General features: G+C 37.1%; 23 protein-coding genes. 22 read left to right on the top strand and 1 reads right to left on the bottom strand.

Features of this window, described 5'->3' with window-relative positions; all coding sequences use genetic code 11:
* Nucleotides 1–59: 59 nt before the first annotated feature.
* Nucleotides 60–320 (bottom strand): DUF7669 domain-containing protein, encoded by a 261-nt coding sequence (locus JTI58_RS22315; RefSeq protein WP_205443798.1) that lies wholly within the window; start codon nucleotides 318–320, stop codon nucleotides 60–62.
* 273 nt (nucleotides 321–593) lie between these two features.
* Between JTI58_RS22315 and JTI58_RS22310 the strand changes: the two genes are divergently transcribed.
* The 22 genes from JTI58_RS22310 to JTI58_RS22205 all read left to right on the top strand — a co-directional run bounded on the left by JTI58_RS22310 (nucleotide 594) and on the right by JTI58_RS22205 (nucleotide 17514).
* Nucleotides 594–1046: a hypothetical protein gene (locus tag JTI58_RS22310; protein WP_205443796.1), complete on the top strand. Its 453-nt coding sequence runs from the start codon at nucleotides 594–596 to the stop codon at nucleotides 1044–1046.
* Between the two features lie 167 nt (nucleotides 1047–1213).
* Nucleotides 1214–1792 carry a hypothetical protein gene (locus tag JTI58_RS22305; RefSeq protein ID WP_205443795.1) on the top strand — a complete coding sequence of 193 codons (579 nt, stop codon included), beginning with the start codon at nucleotides 1214–1216 and terminating at the stop codon, nucleotides 1790–1792.
* Between the two features lie 145 nt (nucleotides 1793–1937).
* Nucleotides 1938–2795 carry a DUF456 domain-containing protein gene (locus JTI58_RS22300; RefSeq protein WP_205443793.1) on the top strand — a complete coding sequence of 286 codons (858 nt, stop codon included), beginning with the start codon at nucleotides 1938–1940 and terminating at the stop codon, nucleotides 2793–2795.
* 109 nt (nucleotides 2796–2904) lie between these two features.
* Nucleotides 2905–3717: a phage terminase small subunit gene (gene terS / locus JTI58_RS22295; RefSeq protein WP_205443792.1), complete on the top strand. Its 813-nt coding sequence runs from the start codon at nucleotides 2905–2907 to the stop codon at nucleotides 3715–3717.
* Nucleotides 3710–4984, top strand: coding sequence for a PBSX family phage terminase large subunit (locus JTI58_RS22290; protein WP_205443790.1), 1275 nt, complete (start codon nucleotides 3710–3712; stop codon nucleotides 4982–4984). Before terS ends, JTI58_RS22290 begins: the two co-directional genes overlap by 8 nt.
* 9 nt (nucleotides 4985–4993) lie before the next feature.
* Nucleotides 4994–6439, top strand: a complete 1446-nt coding sequence (locus tag JTI58_RS22285) for a phage portal protein (protein WP_205443788.1) — start codon at nucleotides 4994–4996, stop codon at nucleotides 6437–6439.
* Nucleotides 6432–7445, top strand: a complete 1014-nt coding sequence (locus tag JTI58_RS22280; RefSeq protein WP_243456210.1) for a minor capsid protein — start codon at nucleotides 6432–6434, stop codon at nucleotides 7443–7445. The genes JTI58_RS22285 and JTI58_RS22280 overlap by 8 nt, the downstream gene beginning before the upstream one ends.
* Nucleotides 7446–7541: 96 nt before the next feature.
* Nucleotides 7542–8129, top strand: coding sequence for a phage scaffolding protein (locus JTI58_RS22275; RefSeq protein ID WP_205443787.1), 588 nt, complete (start codon nucleotides 7542–7544; stop codon nucleotides 8127–8129).
* Between the two features lie 12 nt (nucleotides 8130–8141).
* Nucleotides 8142–8456, top strand: coding sequence for a hypothetical protein (locus tag JTI58_RS22270; RefSeq protein WP_205443785.1), 315 nt, complete (start codon nucleotides 8142–8144; stop codon nucleotides 8454–8456).
* A 29-nt stretch (nucleotides 8457–8485) separates the two neighbouring features.
* On the top strand, nucleotides 8486–9502 hold the full coding sequence (locus tag JTI58_RS22265) for a major capsid protein (RefSeq protein ID WP_205443783.1): 1017 nt from the start codon (nucleotides 8486–8488) through the stop codon (nucleotides 9500–9502).
* Between the two features lie 12 nt (nucleotides 9503–9514).
* Nucleotides 9515–9697 (top strand): hypothetical protein, encoded by a 183-nt coding sequence (locus JTI58_RS22260; RefSeq protein WP_205443782.1) that lies wholly within the window; start codon nucleotides 9515–9517, stop codon nucleotides 9695–9697.
* Nucleotides 9698–9708: 11 nt separating this feature from the next.
* Nucleotides 9709–10053, top strand: coding sequence for a head-tail connector protein (locus JTI58_RS22255; protein ID WP_205443780.1), 345 nt, complete (start codon nucleotides 9709–9711; stop codon nucleotides 10051–10053).
* A gap of 1 nt (nucleotide 10054) precedes the next feature.
* Nucleotides 10055–10447, top strand: coding sequence for a hypothetical protein (locus tag JTI58_RS22250; protein WP_243456208.1), 393 nt, complete (start codon nucleotides 10055–10057; stop codon nucleotides 10445–10447).
* Nucleotides 10447–10845, top strand: coding sequence for an HK97 gp10 family phage protein (locus tag JTI58_RS22245; protein WP_205443778.1), 399 nt, complete (start codon nucleotides 10447–10449; stop codon nucleotides 10843–10845). Before JTI58_RS22250 ends, JTI58_RS22245 begins: the two co-directional genes overlap by 1 nt.
* Nucleotides 10838–11296: a phage tail terminator family protein gene (locus JTI58_RS22240; protein WP_205443776.1), complete on the top strand. Its 459-nt coding sequence runs from the start codon at nucleotides 10838–10840 to the stop codon at nucleotides 11294–11296. Before JTI58_RS22245 ends, JTI58_RS22240 begins: the two co-directional genes overlap by 8 nt.
* The gene (locus tag JTI58_RS22235; RefSeq protein ID WP_205443775.1) at nucleotides 11250–11447 is read left to right on the top strand and encodes a hypothetical protein; all 198 of its coding nucleotides are present in this window, start codon (nucleotides 11250–11252) and stop codon (nucleotides 11445–11447) included. Before JTI58_RS22240 ends, JTI58_RS22235 begins: the two co-directional genes overlap by 47 nt.
* Nucleotides 11447–12805 (top strand): phage tail sheath subtilisin-like domain-containing protein, encoded by a 1359-nt coding sequence (locus tag JTI58_RS22230; protein ID WP_243456206.1) that lies wholly within the window; start codon nucleotides 11447–11449, stop codon nucleotides 12803–12805. Before JTI58_RS22235 ends, JTI58_RS22230 begins: the two co-directional genes overlap by 1 nt.
* Entirely contained in the window at nucleotides 12759–13226 is a 468-nt protein-coding gene (locus JTI58_RS22225) for a phage tail tube protein (RefSeq protein ID WP_205443772.1), read from the top strand. The genes JTI58_RS22230 and JTI58_RS22225 overlap by 47 nt, the downstream gene beginning before the upstream one ends.
* A 14-nt stretch (nucleotides 13227–13240) precedes the next feature.
* A complete protein-coding gene (locus JTI58_RS22220; protein ID WP_205443771.1) occupies nucleotides 13241–13642 on the top strand; it encodes a phage tail assembly chaperone in 402 nt (133 codons plus the stop codon).
* Between the two features lie 244 nt (nucleotides 13643–13886).
* Complete coding sequence (locus tag JTI58_RS22215) at nucleotides 13887–14249, top strand: hypothetical protein (RefSeq protein ID WP_205443770.1); 363 nt, start codon at nucleotides 13887–13889, stop codon at nucleotides 14247–14249.
* A gap of 41 nt (nucleotides 14250–14290) precedes the next feature.
* Nucleotides 14291–16819 carry a tape measure protein gene (locus tag JTI58_RS22210; protein ID WP_205443769.1) on the top strand — a complete coding sequence of 843 codons (2529 nt, stop codon included), beginning with the start codon at nucleotides 14291–14293 and terminating at the stop codon, nucleotides 16817–16819.
* Nucleotides 16816–17514 (top strand): LysM peptidoglycan-binding domain-containing protein, encoded by a 699-nt coding sequence (locus JTI58_RS22205; RefSeq protein WP_205443768.1) that lies wholly within the window; start codon nucleotides 16816–16818, stop codon nucleotides 17512–17514. Before JTI58_RS22210 ends, JTI58_RS22205 begins: the two co-directional genes overlap by 4 nt.

Below are 17514 nucleotides of genomic sequence, written 5' to 3'. Positions count from 1 at the left end.
TTCTCTACGTGAGAGAACTAGATGTTGATATGATGAAATGACCTTCAGGTTGCTTTACTTTATTTAGTATTCAAAGAATACAAACCGTTTTCTAACATTATTAAATCGTCATAATTGGTTGCGTGGTATCGTTGTTTAGCATTGGCGCAGCATCTATATTTTATGTGATTTCTGATCGTACCTTTTTTAAAAATTGTTCCTTGATTGTTCATAAAAGTAATGATTTCGTTTATAGAGAATTCGTTTTTTCCTGTATCTTTAATGAATTCACGAACAGCTATTAATAATTCATCTCGACATGTTTTCTTTTCAGTAAGCAATTCAATCACCTCTTACATGTATTTGAGAATAATTTATCAGATTTTATGAAAATATGTAAGTAATTGGAGAGGTATAATTAGAGTTCTGTGATTAGAAGTATAGGTGTTATAAATGTCCAAATGTATCATTTTATGCGATAAATAGTTAAAATTGATGGCAGAGCGGCACAGTAAAGTTTTCCTTCCTTGGTATTTATATTTTACTAATTTTTGTTATAGAAAATTGCACCATTTTTTTCACCTTCAGTTTATGATTGTTTGGGAGGTAAAAACATGAAAAATAACAAATTGTCTATCTTTAAAATCAATGAATTACATTCTTACTTTAGAGATTTGGTGAAAATAGATTTCTACGATAGATGTACTATAGAATGGTTTTCACGTAATATCTTAAAAAAGGTAAGTATAGAAGAATTAAAGGAAATGGAAAAAACAATAACCTTAGATATCAATAAGAATATCAGAATTAATTCTGCATTTTGGACGGGGTTAAGTGTTGTAATGGCAGTCTTTATTGGCACATATGCAATCTTAATATCATTGTCGTCAGAGTTCGAAATAGATTTCGGTATTGGGATGATCATGATTTTATTTATTCTAATAGCATTATTTGGTATAATTGCATTCGCATTTAACCATGAAATGTTTTTTGGTAAAAAGGCAAATAGATTGCATGATTTAATTAGAATATTGATATATTTAAAAGAAAATGAAAAAAAGATATAGTAAAATGCTGCTGATTATAAATCAGTGGCTTTTTCTTTTGCTTTGAAAACTGCATCAAACAGCCAAAACACTTTGTGATTAGAGGGCGGAGGTTGTGTGGTTTTGAGAGCAAAAAGTTATTACATATATTTCATCTACTAGTTTATGATTGTTTGGGAGGGTTGAAAATGCATAAATTTTTTCTATATACAACAGTATTAATACTAAATGTGTTTTTAGTAACATCTGGATATATCGTTATAGAAGTAGCAATTAAATACTTTGGGTTTAAACTTGATTGGGGATTCATTGGTGCATTAATAGGTGGAGCTATATCAGGTGGTATTACATTAATTGGTGTTAAACAAACGATTCAGGAAAATAAAAGGACTGATAACCATAAAAAACATCTCATTGCTAATTATATTTTCACTGAATTACTATCGAAAATAAATGAAGTGAACAGTAGGATAAAGTCACTGCCTTGTGATTGGGATACAAATATTGATGAGATTGCACAGTTTTCAAAAGAACTTACAGAAACTGCGTTAGTCATGAAAGAAGAAGCAGTGAAAATAGATATATTAATCTATCGAGAAGTAAAAAGCGTTGAATACAATGCTGAAAATATTTATAAAACTATTATAAAGGCACTTCCTGGAATAACTGATCAACAAATAATGGAAGAATTAATGCGATATCGTAGACAACTTTCAATAGCAGATGTGAATTTAGAAAAAATAAAAAATACAATTAGACACTTTTGATGGGTGTTTTTATTTTGCCTTGACAAGTGAGTATTGAGCAGTTCCTCCCCTTTGTTTCGTTGGTACTTACTTTTGAGAGCAAAAAGTTATTGAGGTTTTGTACATACCTTTTACTCTATTATGGAGTGGGAGGAGAGATTATAAATTGGAATCAATACAAGAGAAGAAAAAAATATCCTATTTTAAAGTATTAATATTTTCATCAATCATATCATTTGGAGTACTTTTGGTTATTTTATTTGTCATTCCATATATAGTGAATAATTGGGTCATAGGTAGTGTAGGGAATAATGATAGTAGTTTAGCTGGTAGTTGGATAAGTTTTTGGGGAAGTTTTTTAGGTGGAATAGTGGGTATGTTTGCAGTAATTGTGACAACTCACCTTTTAATAAGTAATCAAAACAAACAACATAAGGAGTTATTAGAACAACAAAAAAATGATGTTCAAATGGCAGCAGACCTTAATGATAAAAAAGAAAGAGAAAGGTATTATTTTTCATTTTTAATTGGACAAAATGAAAAAATAATTGAACTTTTAATTGAATTAAGAGGCATAATAACTCATCGAGTGAATCTGTTGTTATCTATTAGTCATGCTAGAAAAGACTACGATGGAATGATACATTTAAAAACTATGTATATGGGGCAAGGAGATCCACAAGGAATAATAAAGAGAATGGAACCTAAAATCTTTGAGAGAATGGAAGAGGTAGATAGACTTAAGCGTGAAGAAACTCAAATTAAAACTAATATTTTTGAGAAACTAGCAGAGTTAAACGTGAGAATACTTCATTTGAATGTAGGTATTGATGAGGTACTGGAATTTAAAAAGAAACAAGAAAGAAATATTAGTGAAATGTATAATTTTGTGAATTCTAATAATTTTAACGATGAATTTGAAGAAATTTTGAATAATTATGATGACAATAAGGATAATGATTTTAATAATTTATTAGAATTATATTCTAATAATCTAGTTGCATTATTAGAGCACTTGAAATAATTATCTTTTAAACTTCCGTTATGGAAGTTTTTTTATTTTACAAAGCAACTAGCATACAGGGGTGATTACAAAACAAACAAATGATGATGGAGGTGGTGGTGTATGAGATATGGCTAGACCAAGAAATCCGAAGCGTGACGAAGCTTTTCAAATGTGGCTTGAAAGCAAAGGGCAAATGCTCCTAAAGAATATTGCTGAGCAGTTAGAATTATCCGATTCACAGATCAGAAAGTGGAAGAACCAAGATAAATGGGACGACCAATTGAAAGGTAACGTTACTAAATCCAATGGTAACGTTACTAAACGAAGTAGAGGTGCTCCTGCAGGTAACAATAATGCAAAGGGGCATGGTGCACCTAAGCAAAATCAGAACGCTGTTACTCATGGCTTCTTCTCAAAGTTTCTCCCAGAGGAAACACTTGAAATCATGGAAGCGATGAATGAACGTTCTCCAGCCGATTTAATCTGGGACCAAATACAGATACAGTATGCTGCAATCATAAGGGCTCAACGAATTATGCATGTTGAATCAAAAGACGAAATCATAAAGGAACTCAAAAAAGCAAAATACGAATACTATCCACGTTCTAAGGAGGATGGTGGAGGCGTAGAGCAGGCTGTAACTGAAGAAGAATATGAATTCCAATTTGCATGGGAACGACAGGCGCAACTACTCACTGCTCAATCGAGAGCAATTAGGGAGTTGCGTTCTTCTATTCGTCAATTTGTTGAGATGGCGGATTATGATGATGAACGCAGGATCAAACTGGAACAGATGCAGCTTAACATGGAGAAAACAAAAGCAGACATCGAACTATCGGAAATCGCTATTCGTAAAGAAAATGGTGATAACGAAGATGAGTTCGAAGATGATGGCTTCCTAGAGGCGCTGAAGGGAACGGAAGTGGATTGGGATGAGTAAACGGAAGAAACCCGCTCTATTCAAATTCAAGCCGTTTAGCAAGAAACAACTCAAAGTACTCAAATGGTGGCAATCTGATTCCCCTCACAAGGATAAAGATGGCCTTATTTGTGATGGTTCTGTTCGTGCTGGGAAAACAATCGTTATGTCTCTATCGTTCGTTATGTGGGCAATGGAAACGTTTGATGATGAAAACCTTGGTATGGCCGGTAAAACAATCGGTTCGTTCAGGCGTAACGTTTTCAAACCTTTGAAGCGGATGCTGCAGTCCCGTGGTTATAAAGTAAAAGAATATCGTTCAGAAAATATGTTCACTGTCACTCGAAATGGCAAGGTGAACTATTTTTATATTTTCGGTGGAAGAGATGAGGCGTCACAGGATCTTATCCAAGGGATTACACTCGCTGGAATGTTCTTTGACGAAGTAGCCCTTATGCCTCAATCATTTGTTAACCAAGCAACTGCTCGATGTTCTGTTGATGGAGCTAAGTTTTGGTTTAACTGTAACCCAGCTGGTCCTTACCATTGGTTCAAATTAGAGTACTTAGATCAACTAGAAGATAAGAACATGCTGCATCTGCACTTTACGATGGACGATAACCTTTCGTTATCACAGCGTATTAAAGAACGGTACAAGCGCATGTATAAAGGTGTGTTCTATCAACGTTTCATCCTTGGTTTATGGGTGCTGGCAGAGGGCGTTATCTACGACATGTTTGATAAGAAATTGCATGCAGTCGAGACGATACCACGTAACTATACGAAATACTATGTCAGTGTCGATTACGGCACACAGAACCCTACGACATTTGGTCTGTGGGGATTTTTTGATGGAGTTTGGTACAAGGTTAAGGAATATCATTATGACGGTCGCAAGAGAAGCAAACAAAAGACAGACCAAGAGTATTATAAGGACTTGTTAGGATTCATAGAGGGCGTTGAAAACTTCCAAGGTGTTATTGTTGACCCGTCCGCTTCTTCATTCATCACACTACTAAAACAGAATGGTATACGTGTGATAAAGGCGAAAAATGATGTGTTAGAAGGTATTAGAAATGTTGGCAATGCGCTTATTAACGGTTTAATCAAGTATAACGATTGCTGTAAAGAAACCTTTCGTGAGTTTTCGTCTTACATTTGGGATGAAAAAGCGGCAGATCGTGGCGAGGATAAGCCAGTAAAACATAATGATCACCAGATGGATAGTGATAGATATTTTGTTAACACAGTCATATTCAAAAAAGGCGGTTTATCCGTTCTAAAGTGAGGTGATTAAATGCTAATTGAGGATTTATATAGACCACGTTGGCATGAACAGATGGAGGAGGTGATAAAACGAATGGTGGAAAGCGTTATTAAAAATGAAAAAGTGCTGCTTAATGAGATAAAGGATTGGGAGGATTCTCCGAAGCGGAAGCTCATGTTAACAGGTGACAGGTATTACAAAAATAAGATGGACATTGAAGAAAAGAAGCGGGATGCAGAGTGGAAGTCCAACTTAAAGCTGATACATGGCTACGTGAAGAAACTTGTTGATCAAAAGATTGGCTATGTTCTTTCGAAGCAACCTTCAGTCACTAGTGAAAATGAAGGTTATCAGAAAAAGTTAGATGACATATTTGATGCTGGCATGATTAACCGCTTACGTAAAGTAGGAAAAGAGGCCATTAACAAAGGTGTTGCTTACTTGCATCCTTACTTTAATGAAGCTGGGGAGCTTAGCTTTATGCGGTTTCCATCCGAGCAAATCATACCGTTTTATGCTGACTCTGAAAATATGAAAATTGAGTCGTTTTTACGGGTGTATGAAACCAATCATTATGATGGTACGACCAAAAAGACGTTGAAAAAGGTAGAGCATTATCACAGTGATGGGATAGATCACTACGTATTTGAAGGTTCAACACTCATCTCTGATGTCCCAGCGGGAGGAAAACAAGGATATCACTTTTTATTAGGTGATCAACCGGTGCTGTGGAAAAAGATACCCCTTATTCATTTCAGGTATAACGAGGAAGAGCAGCCTTTAATTGAGCTGATTAAATCACTCGTTGACAATTACAATACCCAAGCTTCTACAAATGCAGATGTACTTGCTGATATTCCTAATTTTATCTATAAACTCATTAACTATGGTGGAGTCGATTTAAAAGAGTTTCTTCACGATCTTAATGTCTATCGTGCAGTCAAAACGGATGAAAATGGTGATGTTGATAAATTATCGGCTGAGATTCAAACTGAAGCTAACGAAAAAGAACTTGAACGTACACGTAGAGCTATTTATGAGCTTGGCCGTGGAGTTGATACATTACATGAAAATTTGGGCAATGCATCTGGGGTAGCACTTAAATTCCGCTACAGTGATTTAGATATGGATTGCAATATTTTAGAGAGTGAAATGCAGTCGAGTATTGAGCACATGATGTGGTTCATTACACATTATTTGCAAATGATTGGAGAAGGTGATTTTACTGAAGAAAAAGTAAAATTTGTTTTTAATCGTGACATTATTATTAATGAAGTAGAAGCGGTTGAAATGTGTGAGAAGTCAGTAGGGATTATTGATGATCAAACCAACCGTGAAAATCATCCATGGTACACGCCAGAAGTTGAGGATAGGTTAGCCAAACAAAAAGTTGAAGAACAGAAAGAGATAGATGAGTATCAAGAGGCTTTGGAGAAACAGCGCCAGTCTCAATCGGAAGTGACTGACGATGAGTAAGTATTGGGAAAATCGTGCTGCACAACGTGAATTGGAATCACAGCTTATTGCCAGTAAGTATCTTGCTCGCATGGAAGAACAGCTACGCATAGCACAAGTGAACATCATACAGCAGATTGAGGTGTTTTATTCTCGTTATGCTATTGATAATAAGATTTCCTATGCAGAGGCTAAGAAGTATCTAACTGCCAAAGAGTTAAAAGATTTTCGCAATATTACATTGCAGCAATACAAAGCTCTTTCATTGTCGGGGAATCCAGAATATGATCGCATTTTAGAGGCAATTGGCTATCGGGCTCGTATTTCTCGATTAGAGATGCTGCATTTACAGATTCAGTTAGAGATGCTTGAACTATATGGCGGCGTGAATGGATTACAGGCCTATACGTATACAGGTTTAACAGAAGTATACGAAAACTCTTATTATAAAGGGTTATATGACATTGCCACATTCACTGCTGTTTATCAGCCTGTCACTAGGTTAACGGATAGTGTGATGAAAGAAGTACTCACCTATAACTGGTCAGGTAAGGAGTTTTCAAAGCGCATTTGGGGCCATGAAGCGGCAACTATGGTTACGATTAGAAAGGAGTTAGAAAAGTCATTTAGGCAAGGCCGCTCCCTTAGTAAAACATCAAGGGCAATCAGCAAAGCTACTGACGTGGTATTAAGTAGAGCAGAGGCACTGGTAAGAACAGAAGCTAACTTCTTTCATAACATTGCTGCAAATAACTCATACATTGAGGCGGATCTAGAACGTTATCAAATCCTTGCTACTTTGGACAATCGCACATCAGAAATTTGCCAAGAGCAGGACATGAATATTTACTTTGTGAAGGACTATACACCAGGTACTAATGCACCCCCATTTCATGCGCGTTGCAGAACTACGACTATTCCATATTTTGATGAAGCTGAGTATATGGCTTATGAAACACGAAATTCTGCTAACGGTAGGATTAAGAAAATGAACTATAAAGAATGGGAAGAGAGGTATGTTGCATAAAATTGATTTTGCGTCTTTTTCGCTTTGCAGACGTAAAAGATTCAAAGCAAGAACCTATCGTGCGTACTACGATAATGCGAAATAGGAGGCTATACGATGAAAAAAGAAGATTTAATTGCTTTAGGTTTATCGGAGGAACAGGCAGATAAAGTAATAGCAGGTTTTGGCACCATGGTTCCTAAAAGTCGTCTTGACGATAAAATCAATGAAGTAAAGGACCTAACAAATCAATTGAAAGAACGTGACACTCAGCTAAATGATTTGAAAAAAATTGATGCAGCTGGGTTACAGACAAAAATTGAAGAGCTGCAGCAACAAAATGAAACTGACAAGGCTGAATATGAAGCGAAAATCAAGGATACCCAACTTAAAAGTGCCTTGAAATTAGCACTTGCCAGTAAAGTACATGATACTGATCTCGTTACAGGTCTTATTGATAAATCAACAATTGAATTGGACGAAGAAGGTAACGTAAAAAAAGGCTTAGATGAGCAGATTAAAACACTGCGCGAATCTAAAGCCTTTTTATTTACACCTGAAACTGAGGAAAAGCCGCTACCAAAGGGAACTAAACCGGGTGAAGGTAAAACTGACGATAAACCATCTACATCAATCAGTGCTCAAATCGCTCAACAATTAAATACACGCAGTCAGTCAAGTGAAACAAAAACTATTTGGGATTAGGGAGGACATTATATGCCATATGTAAGTAATGTACAAAAAGCAGAACGTGTAAATTTTTTTGCATCATCAAAGGTGCAATCGTTCACGTATCAGGTAAGTGATGTAGGTGTAGTTGCAGATTCAAACGGTAAAAAGATTGTTAAAGCAGGGACAGTATTACCTGCAAATGACGGTACTGCGAAAGGTATTTTGTATACAGATGTGGATGTAACAAACGGACCACAACCTGGTTCGTTAATTGATCAAGCTTACATTTTAGAAGCTCGGTTACACACAGCACCTTCAGCAGAAGCGAAAACAGCTTTAAAGAATATTACATTCCGCTAATAGCGGCCATTTGAAAGGAGTAAACGAATATGCCAGATGTATTAGAATTATTCAATCAAAAAACTATGCTTGATTACTCAAAAACACGGGAGTATAAGCCGTTACTAGGAGAAACACTTTTCCCAGAGGTTAAGCACTCTACGCTTGAATTTGACATGATTAAAGGTGGAAGTTCATTACCGACAATTGCTTCAGTACATGCATTTGACACAGAGGCTGAAATTGGTAGTCGGGAAGCTTCTAAGCAAGCTTTAGAGGCAGCCTATATTAAACGTAAAATGCAAATTACTGAGAAAGATATAATTGCATTGACTCAACCTCGCAATGAAGCTGAAAAGAATTACTTAATGCAAAATGTATTTAATGATGTTGATACACTTGTGAATGGTGTACGAGCCCGTGTTGAATTAATGCGGATCGAAGCGTTATCAAAAGGTAAAGTGACGTTGAATGAAAATGGACTTAATATGTCTGTCAATTACCATGTGCCGCCTGATCACCAAGAAGCTTTAAGTGGTGCTGGACTATGGACAGCTGATTCAGCTGACATTATCGGTGATATGGAACGTTGGGCAGATACTTTAACTGATAAACCCACACGTGCATTAACTTCTACTAAAATACTTCGCTCAATTTTAAGAAATGCTAAAATCATTGCTGCTTTATTTGGTAAAGATTCAGGTCGTATTCCAACACGACAAGATTTAAACGCTTTTTTACAACAACATGATTTGCCTGTCATTGCAGTATATGATGCAAAGTATCGTAAGCAAGCAGCCAATGGATCTTACACATCACATCGTTACCTTGATGAAGACAAATTCGTCATGTTTGGTGATGGAACTTTAGGTGAAACGTTATATGGACCAACACCAGAAGAAAGTCGTATGTTGCGAGAAGGTGCAGACGTGTCGAGCGTGGGTAAAATCATCACAATGGTGTTTGAAGAAGGACAAGACCCAGTTTCGACTTGGACAAAAGCAGCCGCTACAGCTATTCCATCATTCCATGCTGCCGATAACGTTTTCCAAGCTCAAACAATATAAGGAGGTTGCTAAATGAAAACTCTTGTGAAAGTCAAAGAGAACAGCTTCCCTGTACGCTATGATGATGAAGTGTACAAAGTTGGTGAGGAATTAGAAGTGCTTAGTGAACACGCTGAGCATCCTAGTTTTGAGATTTTATCGGTAATAGAAACATCCAAGAAACGCACTACGAAATCTACGGAACCTACTGAATAGGAGGTTTTAGCTTGAACGTATTTGATATCGTAAAAAGTAAAGTTCAACCAGATACATTTACTGGAAATGAACTGCTTCTAAAAATTGAAGAAGTGGCTCAAGCAATTAAAACGTACTGTAACCGAAGTGACATTCCGGACGACATAAAATTCGTGCATGCGAATATGACACTTGATTTAATCAACTATGAAATGAAATCGATGAATCCATCCGATTTTGCTGTTGCAAAGTCTGTTAAAGAGGGTGATGTTGCTGTTGAAATAGGTACCAGTTCAACGACAAGTGAACAAATGACGATGCAAATACTCACTAACTACACATCTCAGCTTAACCGCTTCCGGAAATTGAGGTGGTAGAGTGAACATTCGAAAGCTATTGGCTACAGCAACAAAGTCTGTTGAGCTCATGTATGATCGAGAGGCCACAGTGAAGCGGTATGAAGAGTATGAAAAGCCTAATAGTTCAACCGGACAGAAATGGATTACAAAGCATGCCAATGTGCCTTGCCGTTTATCTACAGTAGGAATGCAGACACTTAATAATACTGTGGAAGGAGAAGCAAATCAGATTCTATATGATGCCAAGCTGTTTCTTTCTTCAACCGTTGAGATTTTAGCTGGGGACGAAATTACGGTTCAGCTATTTGAAGATGGCGAGCTGATTATGACGGATGAATTTACGTCTGCTAAAGAGTCTTTTCTTTATGTAACACATCAGGAAGTGCTTTTGAAGAAGAAGGTGTATGCTTAATGGCTTTTGAATTTGAAGAAGTGAAACAACTAGCAGAAAAGATGAAAGAGCTCACCATTGCTTCGGGCAAGATCCATAAAAAAGTGGCAGAAAGAATTGCTCAATTAGCCATCCGTAAGGTTAAAATGCTCACGCCTGTTGATACGGGTGATTTACGCAATAACTGGAAGTATCACATCATTAAGCAAGGAGATACGTACAAAATTATTATCTATAATAATGTAGAGTACGCACTTTTTATTGAGAAAGGCCACCGCATTGTAATAGCTGGTCGTACAGTAGGGTTTGTTGATGGACAGTTTATGTTAGAACTGACAGAACAAGAAATGGAAAGACTGGCTCCACGAGTGTGGGAGCGTGAAATTGAAAAGGAATGGAGGCGTATTCTAGGTGAGTGATGTAAATGTAACAGAAGGCATTAAGACACTTGCAATTAGGCAAATACGTTCTCTTTATCCATCCATGAAAGTATATGATAAACCCGTGAAGCAGGGCTTAAAAGTACCTGCTTTTTTAGTACGTATTTTTAATGTACACCAAGAGCGAGGTATGAAGCATCAAGCCAGTCGGACCTATTCTTTTAGCATGGTCTATTTCCCCGCTACGGATGATATAGACGAAGAATGCCTAAATGTATTAGAAGTTGTGCAAAACAATTTTAAATACCTCGCAAATAGGTTTCATGTACATGAAATTGAAGGTGAAATAGTAGATGAAACATTAGTTATGAAATATCAAGTGAAAGCTTGTCTACACGACATATTAGAAGAAGTGAAAATGAGAACATTGGAGGGCGTTGATTTTGACACAAGAGACAACAAACAAAACGGCGAAGCAACCGGGGAATAAAAAGTTCTCCAAGGTTGCTTTTTTAGAGTCCGCTTCTTCCACAAAGGCAAGGCTAGAGTATGAGGTAGTGCTTGAAGATGATAAGAGTTATACCAAAAGTGAAGCGGATAGACTTGTCGATGAATGGAAAAAGAAAGGAGTAGAGGCTTAATGGGCGGTATTTGGGAAACGCAAAATAAAGTACGGCCAGATGCGTACATTAACTTTGAAACCAATAGCCTTAATACAATGGGGCTAGATTCAAATGGTGCATTAGCTATTCCTGTTGCGCTTGATTGGGGTGAGGTAGGTAAATTTATTAAACTATCTACCAATACAAAATTCAAGGCGCTATTTGGCAAGTCACTTGCAGAGATTTTGCCAGTAAGAGAATCATTTAAAGCAACAAGTAACATTTTCTTGTATAACATCAATGGTTTAGGGGAAAAGGCAAAAGCCACAGCAGAAGGACTTACAGCAACAGCAATATATGGTGGCTCAGACGGAAATAAGATTCATGTAACCGTCACTGTTGGTTTAGATGGTGCTGTAACTATTAAAACGTATTTCGAAGCTTTACAAGTAGATTCTCAAAAGGTAGCGAGTTTTGAAGAATTAAAAGCAAATGACTTTGTTATTTTTACGGGAAGCCTTCCTGGAGCCGATGCGATTTTGACACTTGGGGGTGGGGCAACTGTAGCAGCAACGAACGAATCTATTTCAGAGTTTGCCTCAGCTTTAGATTCCTTAGATTTTAAAACAGTTGCATACGGTACAGATGATCATACCATCAAGTCCTTGCTTGCTCTTAAAGTGAAGGAATTTCGGGAGCAGGTAGGTAAACGTGTAACATTTGTAACGAACAATTACAATGCAGCGGACCATGAAAGTACCGTATCCATTAAAAATGGCGTCACTTTGGATGGTGGAGAAGTGCTAACAGCAAAAGATGCTGTATATTGGTTTGCTGCAGCATTTGCCGCTTCTACAGTAGGATCGCTTACCTATGCAACATACCCTGGGGCGACTGAGGCAGAAACGATGACCAATGATGAGATTATTCAAGCATTAAAAGATGGCCATATTGTTTATTCATTCAATAATGATGAGGTTGTGGTGGAGCAAGATATTAACACATTCCGTTCATTCACACCGAAAAAAAATCAGGATTTCCGGAAGGGGAAAATTGATCGTGGCATGTCGATTATTGAGAACAACGCTCGTCATATTTTCCGTAAATATTTCATAGGTAAGGTGAATAATGATGCAAATGGGCGTGATTTATTTAAGAAACAACTTATGAAAACTGTTCTTGATCCTTATGTAAGACTAGGGGTAATTGATCCATACATGCCAGAAGATATTGTGATTGAATCGGGTGATGAAAAAGACGCAGTGTTCGCAGTCTTAGGTGTCAAGTTCATTGATGCAATGGAAAAATTATATAGCGTGTTGAGTGCAAATAAGAAGGAGGTAAGGCTTGATGGCACCAAATGTTATGCAAACAAAAGACGCCATGTCCTCACGTGAGGGCTTGGTGTTTATTAATATTGAGGGTCAAACATTCGAAATTGCGGAGATTCTAAAATTTAAAGCAGAAGTAGAATATAACAAGGTGGAAGTAAAGCGTCTAAATGCTCGCATGGAAGGTTCGAAAATTGTTGGAGCTAAAGGTGTTGGAGAGATGACCATGTACTATCATCGTCCAGAAATTCGCGCCATGGCTTCGGATTATTTGCGATCAGGGAAGTCACCGATGTTTGATGCAACAATCGTCAACGCAGATATTACAAGTGCAGCTGGTAAACAAACAGTAGATATTCGAAACATTGTACCAGACAAAACCCTATTGGCAATGCTTGATGCAGATAGCGCTGATACATTAAAAGACGAATTCCCATTTACATTTGACGATTTTGAAATCTTAAATCAATTCAGTGTTATCCAATAAGGAGGAACTTATAAATGAGTAATTTTAAAGCTTTTATGAAAGAAAATGTACGTCAGGCAGATCCGGTAGAACTGAAATTAGAAAGATTTACAGAATCAATTAAATTACGTCCTTTAACATCTGCGGAGTCTGATTTAATTAATGACCGCTGCTTTAAAAATAAACCTGGTAGAAAGGGGCGCCAAGAGCGTGTATTTGATCCAGTCGCTTACAACCGTGGTATTAGTGTAGCTTCGATTATTTATCCAGACTTAAATGATACTGAACTACAAAAATCATATGGAGTAAAAGGTGCTGAGCAATTGTTTGGTGCAATGTTCTGGGTTGGAGAAGCATCTCAGATTTCTGAAAAAGTATCAGAGATTAGTGGTTTAGATCATACTTTAGAAGATGATATAGAAGAAGCAAAAAACTAATACAGGGCAGTGAGGATGAGCGTGACGGACTAGCTTTCTATGCACATGTTGCGCTACATCGGTTCAATATACTGCCCAATAGCTTTTTAAGTATGGATCGTAAAGAGAGGGCGTTTATCATTGCAAGTTTGGACATAGAGCTTGAAAAAGAGGCAGAAGCGGCTAAGAAATAGTAGATTTATGCCAATACAGTATAGTGAAATCCCTCCAAGTTATGTATATTTGTGTATGAGGAGGGATACACATGGCTCAAAATAAGGTACTTGCGGGAGATTATGAAGGAAAAAACATAATGATTGGCCAACAGGGGTTCTTCAGTAAAGAAGAGGTTTTTTTATTCACAGGATTTACTAAAAAGTTTCCTTTAAATAAAGAAACTGTTGATTCTTATGAATTAATTACAGAAGAACATAGAAAAAGTGCAGTAAGCGGCGTGACTCGGGGATTAGTTGGCGGAGCATTATTAGGGCCTGTTGGACTCTTAGCAGGCTTATCTGCAAAAAATAAAGGTACACATACATTGGTTATTGAGTTCAAAGATGGTAAGAAAAGTTTGATTGAAGTTAATGAAAAAATTTATAAGTTATTGATCCAAAAAATGTTTTGAGCACTCTTATTGAGTGCTTTTTATTTTGGCTGGGGAGGAGGATGATTAAACTGTCTGTACGCACAACGATGTCATTAACAGATAAAATGACTGGCACTCTTCAAAAAATGATGAAAGCAATGAATAGTACCATTAGGGCAATGGAACAAATGCACACAGCATCTAACAGAGCTAGTGATATGCGCAGTTTGCAGAGGGCTCGGCGAGACATAGAAAGTGCAAGTGCTTCTTTTGAACGTTTAAGATTAAGTGCTAGGTTGGCAGGGAGCGAGGGGCAAACTTCAGGAAATAGATTAAGAGATAGTCTAAATGGAGTCCGGGATAGTGCGAATTCTGCCACCAGTAGCGTACGTATGTTGTTAACTAATCTATTGGGTTTTACAACTGCGTACTTATCTATTCAAGGCATTACTAACGGGTTTAGTAAATTTACACAAGCTTCTGATAATTATTCAAATACTAATGCCCGTTTAGCTAATATTAACGACGGATTGCAGACCCAGAAGGAGTTACAAGACAAGATTTATAGGGCATCTCAAAGAAGTTTAAGTTCGTATAACGATACAGCGTCAAGTGTTGCTAAGTTAAATCTATTAGCTAAAGATGCTTTTGCAAGCAATGATGAAGCTTTACGTTTTACAGAGCTTATGAATAAATCATTTAGCGTATCAGGAGCGGGGACGCAAGAAAAACAAGCAGGTATGTACCAATTGACACAAGCGATGGCTTCGGGGCGACTACAGGGCGATGAATTCCGTTCAATAATGGAAAATGCTCCGCTCCTAGGTCAAGCGATTGCTGATGCAACAGGTGTTGGAATGGAAGGCTTGAAGGATATGTCGTCAGATGGTGAAATTACTGCTGATATTATTAAAAAATCTTTGTTTGCAGCAGCTACGGAAATTGAAGACAAATTCAATAAAATGCCACTGACATTTGCTGATGCTATGACAGTCTTTAATAACTGGGCACAGCGAGCTTTCGAGCCGTTATTTGTACGTTTTAGACAATTTGTAAATTCCAATGCTTTCGGAATTTTAGCAGGGCATGCAATGGTGTTTATTAATCTTTTTGTATCAGGGCTATCATTCGTATTCTCGATTCTTGAGGCATTGTATAACATGATTGGGGCTATAGGGCAGTTTATGTATGATAATGCTAGTTTGGTGGTACCTATTTTAGTGATTTTAGGAACGATTATAGGATCAATAGTAGCAATACTAGCAACTAAATATGCAATATTAGGTTTAATTAGAGTAGCCACTCTTGCTTGGGCAGCGGCTCAATGGGTTGTAAATGCTGCATTTCTTTCAAATCCGATAACGTGGGTACTTATTGCCATCATTACCGTTATTGCCTTAGTAGTGATGGCCATGGTTATGTGGGGTGAAGAGACTGCCACGGTAGTTGGGTTTGTAGCAGGCATTTTCGCAGCATTAGGAGCCTATATCCTTAATCAATTTATAAATATAGCAAATTTCTTAACAATTTTTGCCGAATTCTTTATTAATTTATTTATTGATCCCGTCTATGCAGTAAAAAAATTATTTTATGATTTGGTCATGATGGTAGTGGAAAATATGTCAGCTATGACAGGGAGTTTTGATAGTGCTGCAACAGCGTTAGGGAATGCCTTTGTTGCAGGCGTTAATATTGCCATCAAGGCCGTAAATGGATTAATTACCCTAGTTAATAAAATACCTGGTGTTAATTTCGGTAAAATAGGAGAGTTACAGACTGGTAAATCAAATGTCATTACAAAGCATTGGCAGAACTTTGCTGCAAATATTAAAGCTCCGACCAGTGATAAAAACGTAGTTAGTTTGTCTAAAACCAAGCTCTTTAGTATCCCAGATACTTTTAATAAAGCAAACGAATGGGCATACGACGGTATGATGGGAGCTGCCGATAAAGTAAGTGGCTTAGTTGATAAGGCAAAAAGTTTGGCTGGATTAGGTAAAGATGATAAAAATAAAGAAAATCCTTTTCTTGATAAAACAAGCTTAATGGACGACGTTGTAAAAACCGCTCCTTCTGAATCTGGATTAGGTGCAGCAGGAGATCCAGACAAAGGAAAACTAAAAGGTGGTAAGCTTGATAAGGTCAAAAAGATTGAGGACAAAATAAACCTTGCAGACGAATATCTTGAGATATTTAAAGATATAGCTGAGGGTAAGGCCATTAATAACATTGTATCTTTAACACCAAACTTACAGGTTCATAATAAGTTTGAGGATACTACAGGTAGCAAAATGGAGAAAATGCTTAATAAGTTTGGTGATTTGTCTAGGGTAGGCGGCAATGCAACGGAAATTAATGATCTTGTATCCCAAACATTAACCTCTCCGTCAAGAGATGATGTTGCAGTCTCAAAAGACATACGTGAAAATGTTTCCGCTTCACCTATTACTAACAATAATAAGACCATAGTGCAGCATATTAAGAGTGATCCTAAAATTGAATTTTCAGGTGATATTCATAAAGATGTGGACTTGCAGGAACTAATCAAACAAATTGTGAAGTGGTTAAAAGATGAGCAAGATCGTTCGGTTGAGGGGGTATATACATGATAGGCATCTATCTTAGTGCTAAGAATGATACCGAGGGCTTTCGTATCCCTGTAAATCCACCTGAACTCCCTTTTAAAAACACCGCTGATGGTGAAGAATTTTCTATCGCCAAAAAGGGAACTGTTAATGTACCTAAACCAATGAAACTAACAGAGTTTGCTTTCTCATCATTTTTCCCTGCTGATGATACCCACTATGCAGAAACTCAGTTTAGAGAACCTCAAATATATATAGACCAGATAAACAAGTGGATGGCCGCAGAAACGGTTATCCGCTTTATTTATGTTGGTGGTTCCTTTTCCGTTAATGAATTGGTGACAATTGAAAGCTTTGAACCAAAGGATCAATTTGGCACAGAAGATGTAGATTACACGATTTCTTTTAAAAAACATGTGCCATTTGGATTCCGAAAAATGGAAGTAGTAAAAAAGAGTGCTGCTAAAAAGGTAGCGGCCACTAAACAGCCAGTAACAGTTGCTAAAAAAGAAGCTCCGCGAGATAACCCTAAACCTGTTCCGCAGACTTATAGTTTAGTAAAAGGGGATTCGCTTTGGAAGATTGCTCAAAAGTATACAGGGAATGGAGCAAACTACAAGGCGCTACAATCGTTGAATGGAATAAAGGACAGTGAGTTAAGAAAATTACCTATTGGCTTAAAAGTAAAAATACCGCCTGAGTGGACAGCAAAGAAATGA

This window comes from Lysinibacillus fusiformis (assembly GCF_016925635.1).
Classification (GTDB): domain Bacteria; phylum Bacillota; class Bacilli; order Bacillales_A; family Planococcaceae; genus Lysinibacillus; species Lysinibacillus fusiformis_F.
Note: the sequence above shows the minus strand (reverse complement) of the source record. Positions and strands in the feature narration are given on the sequence as shown.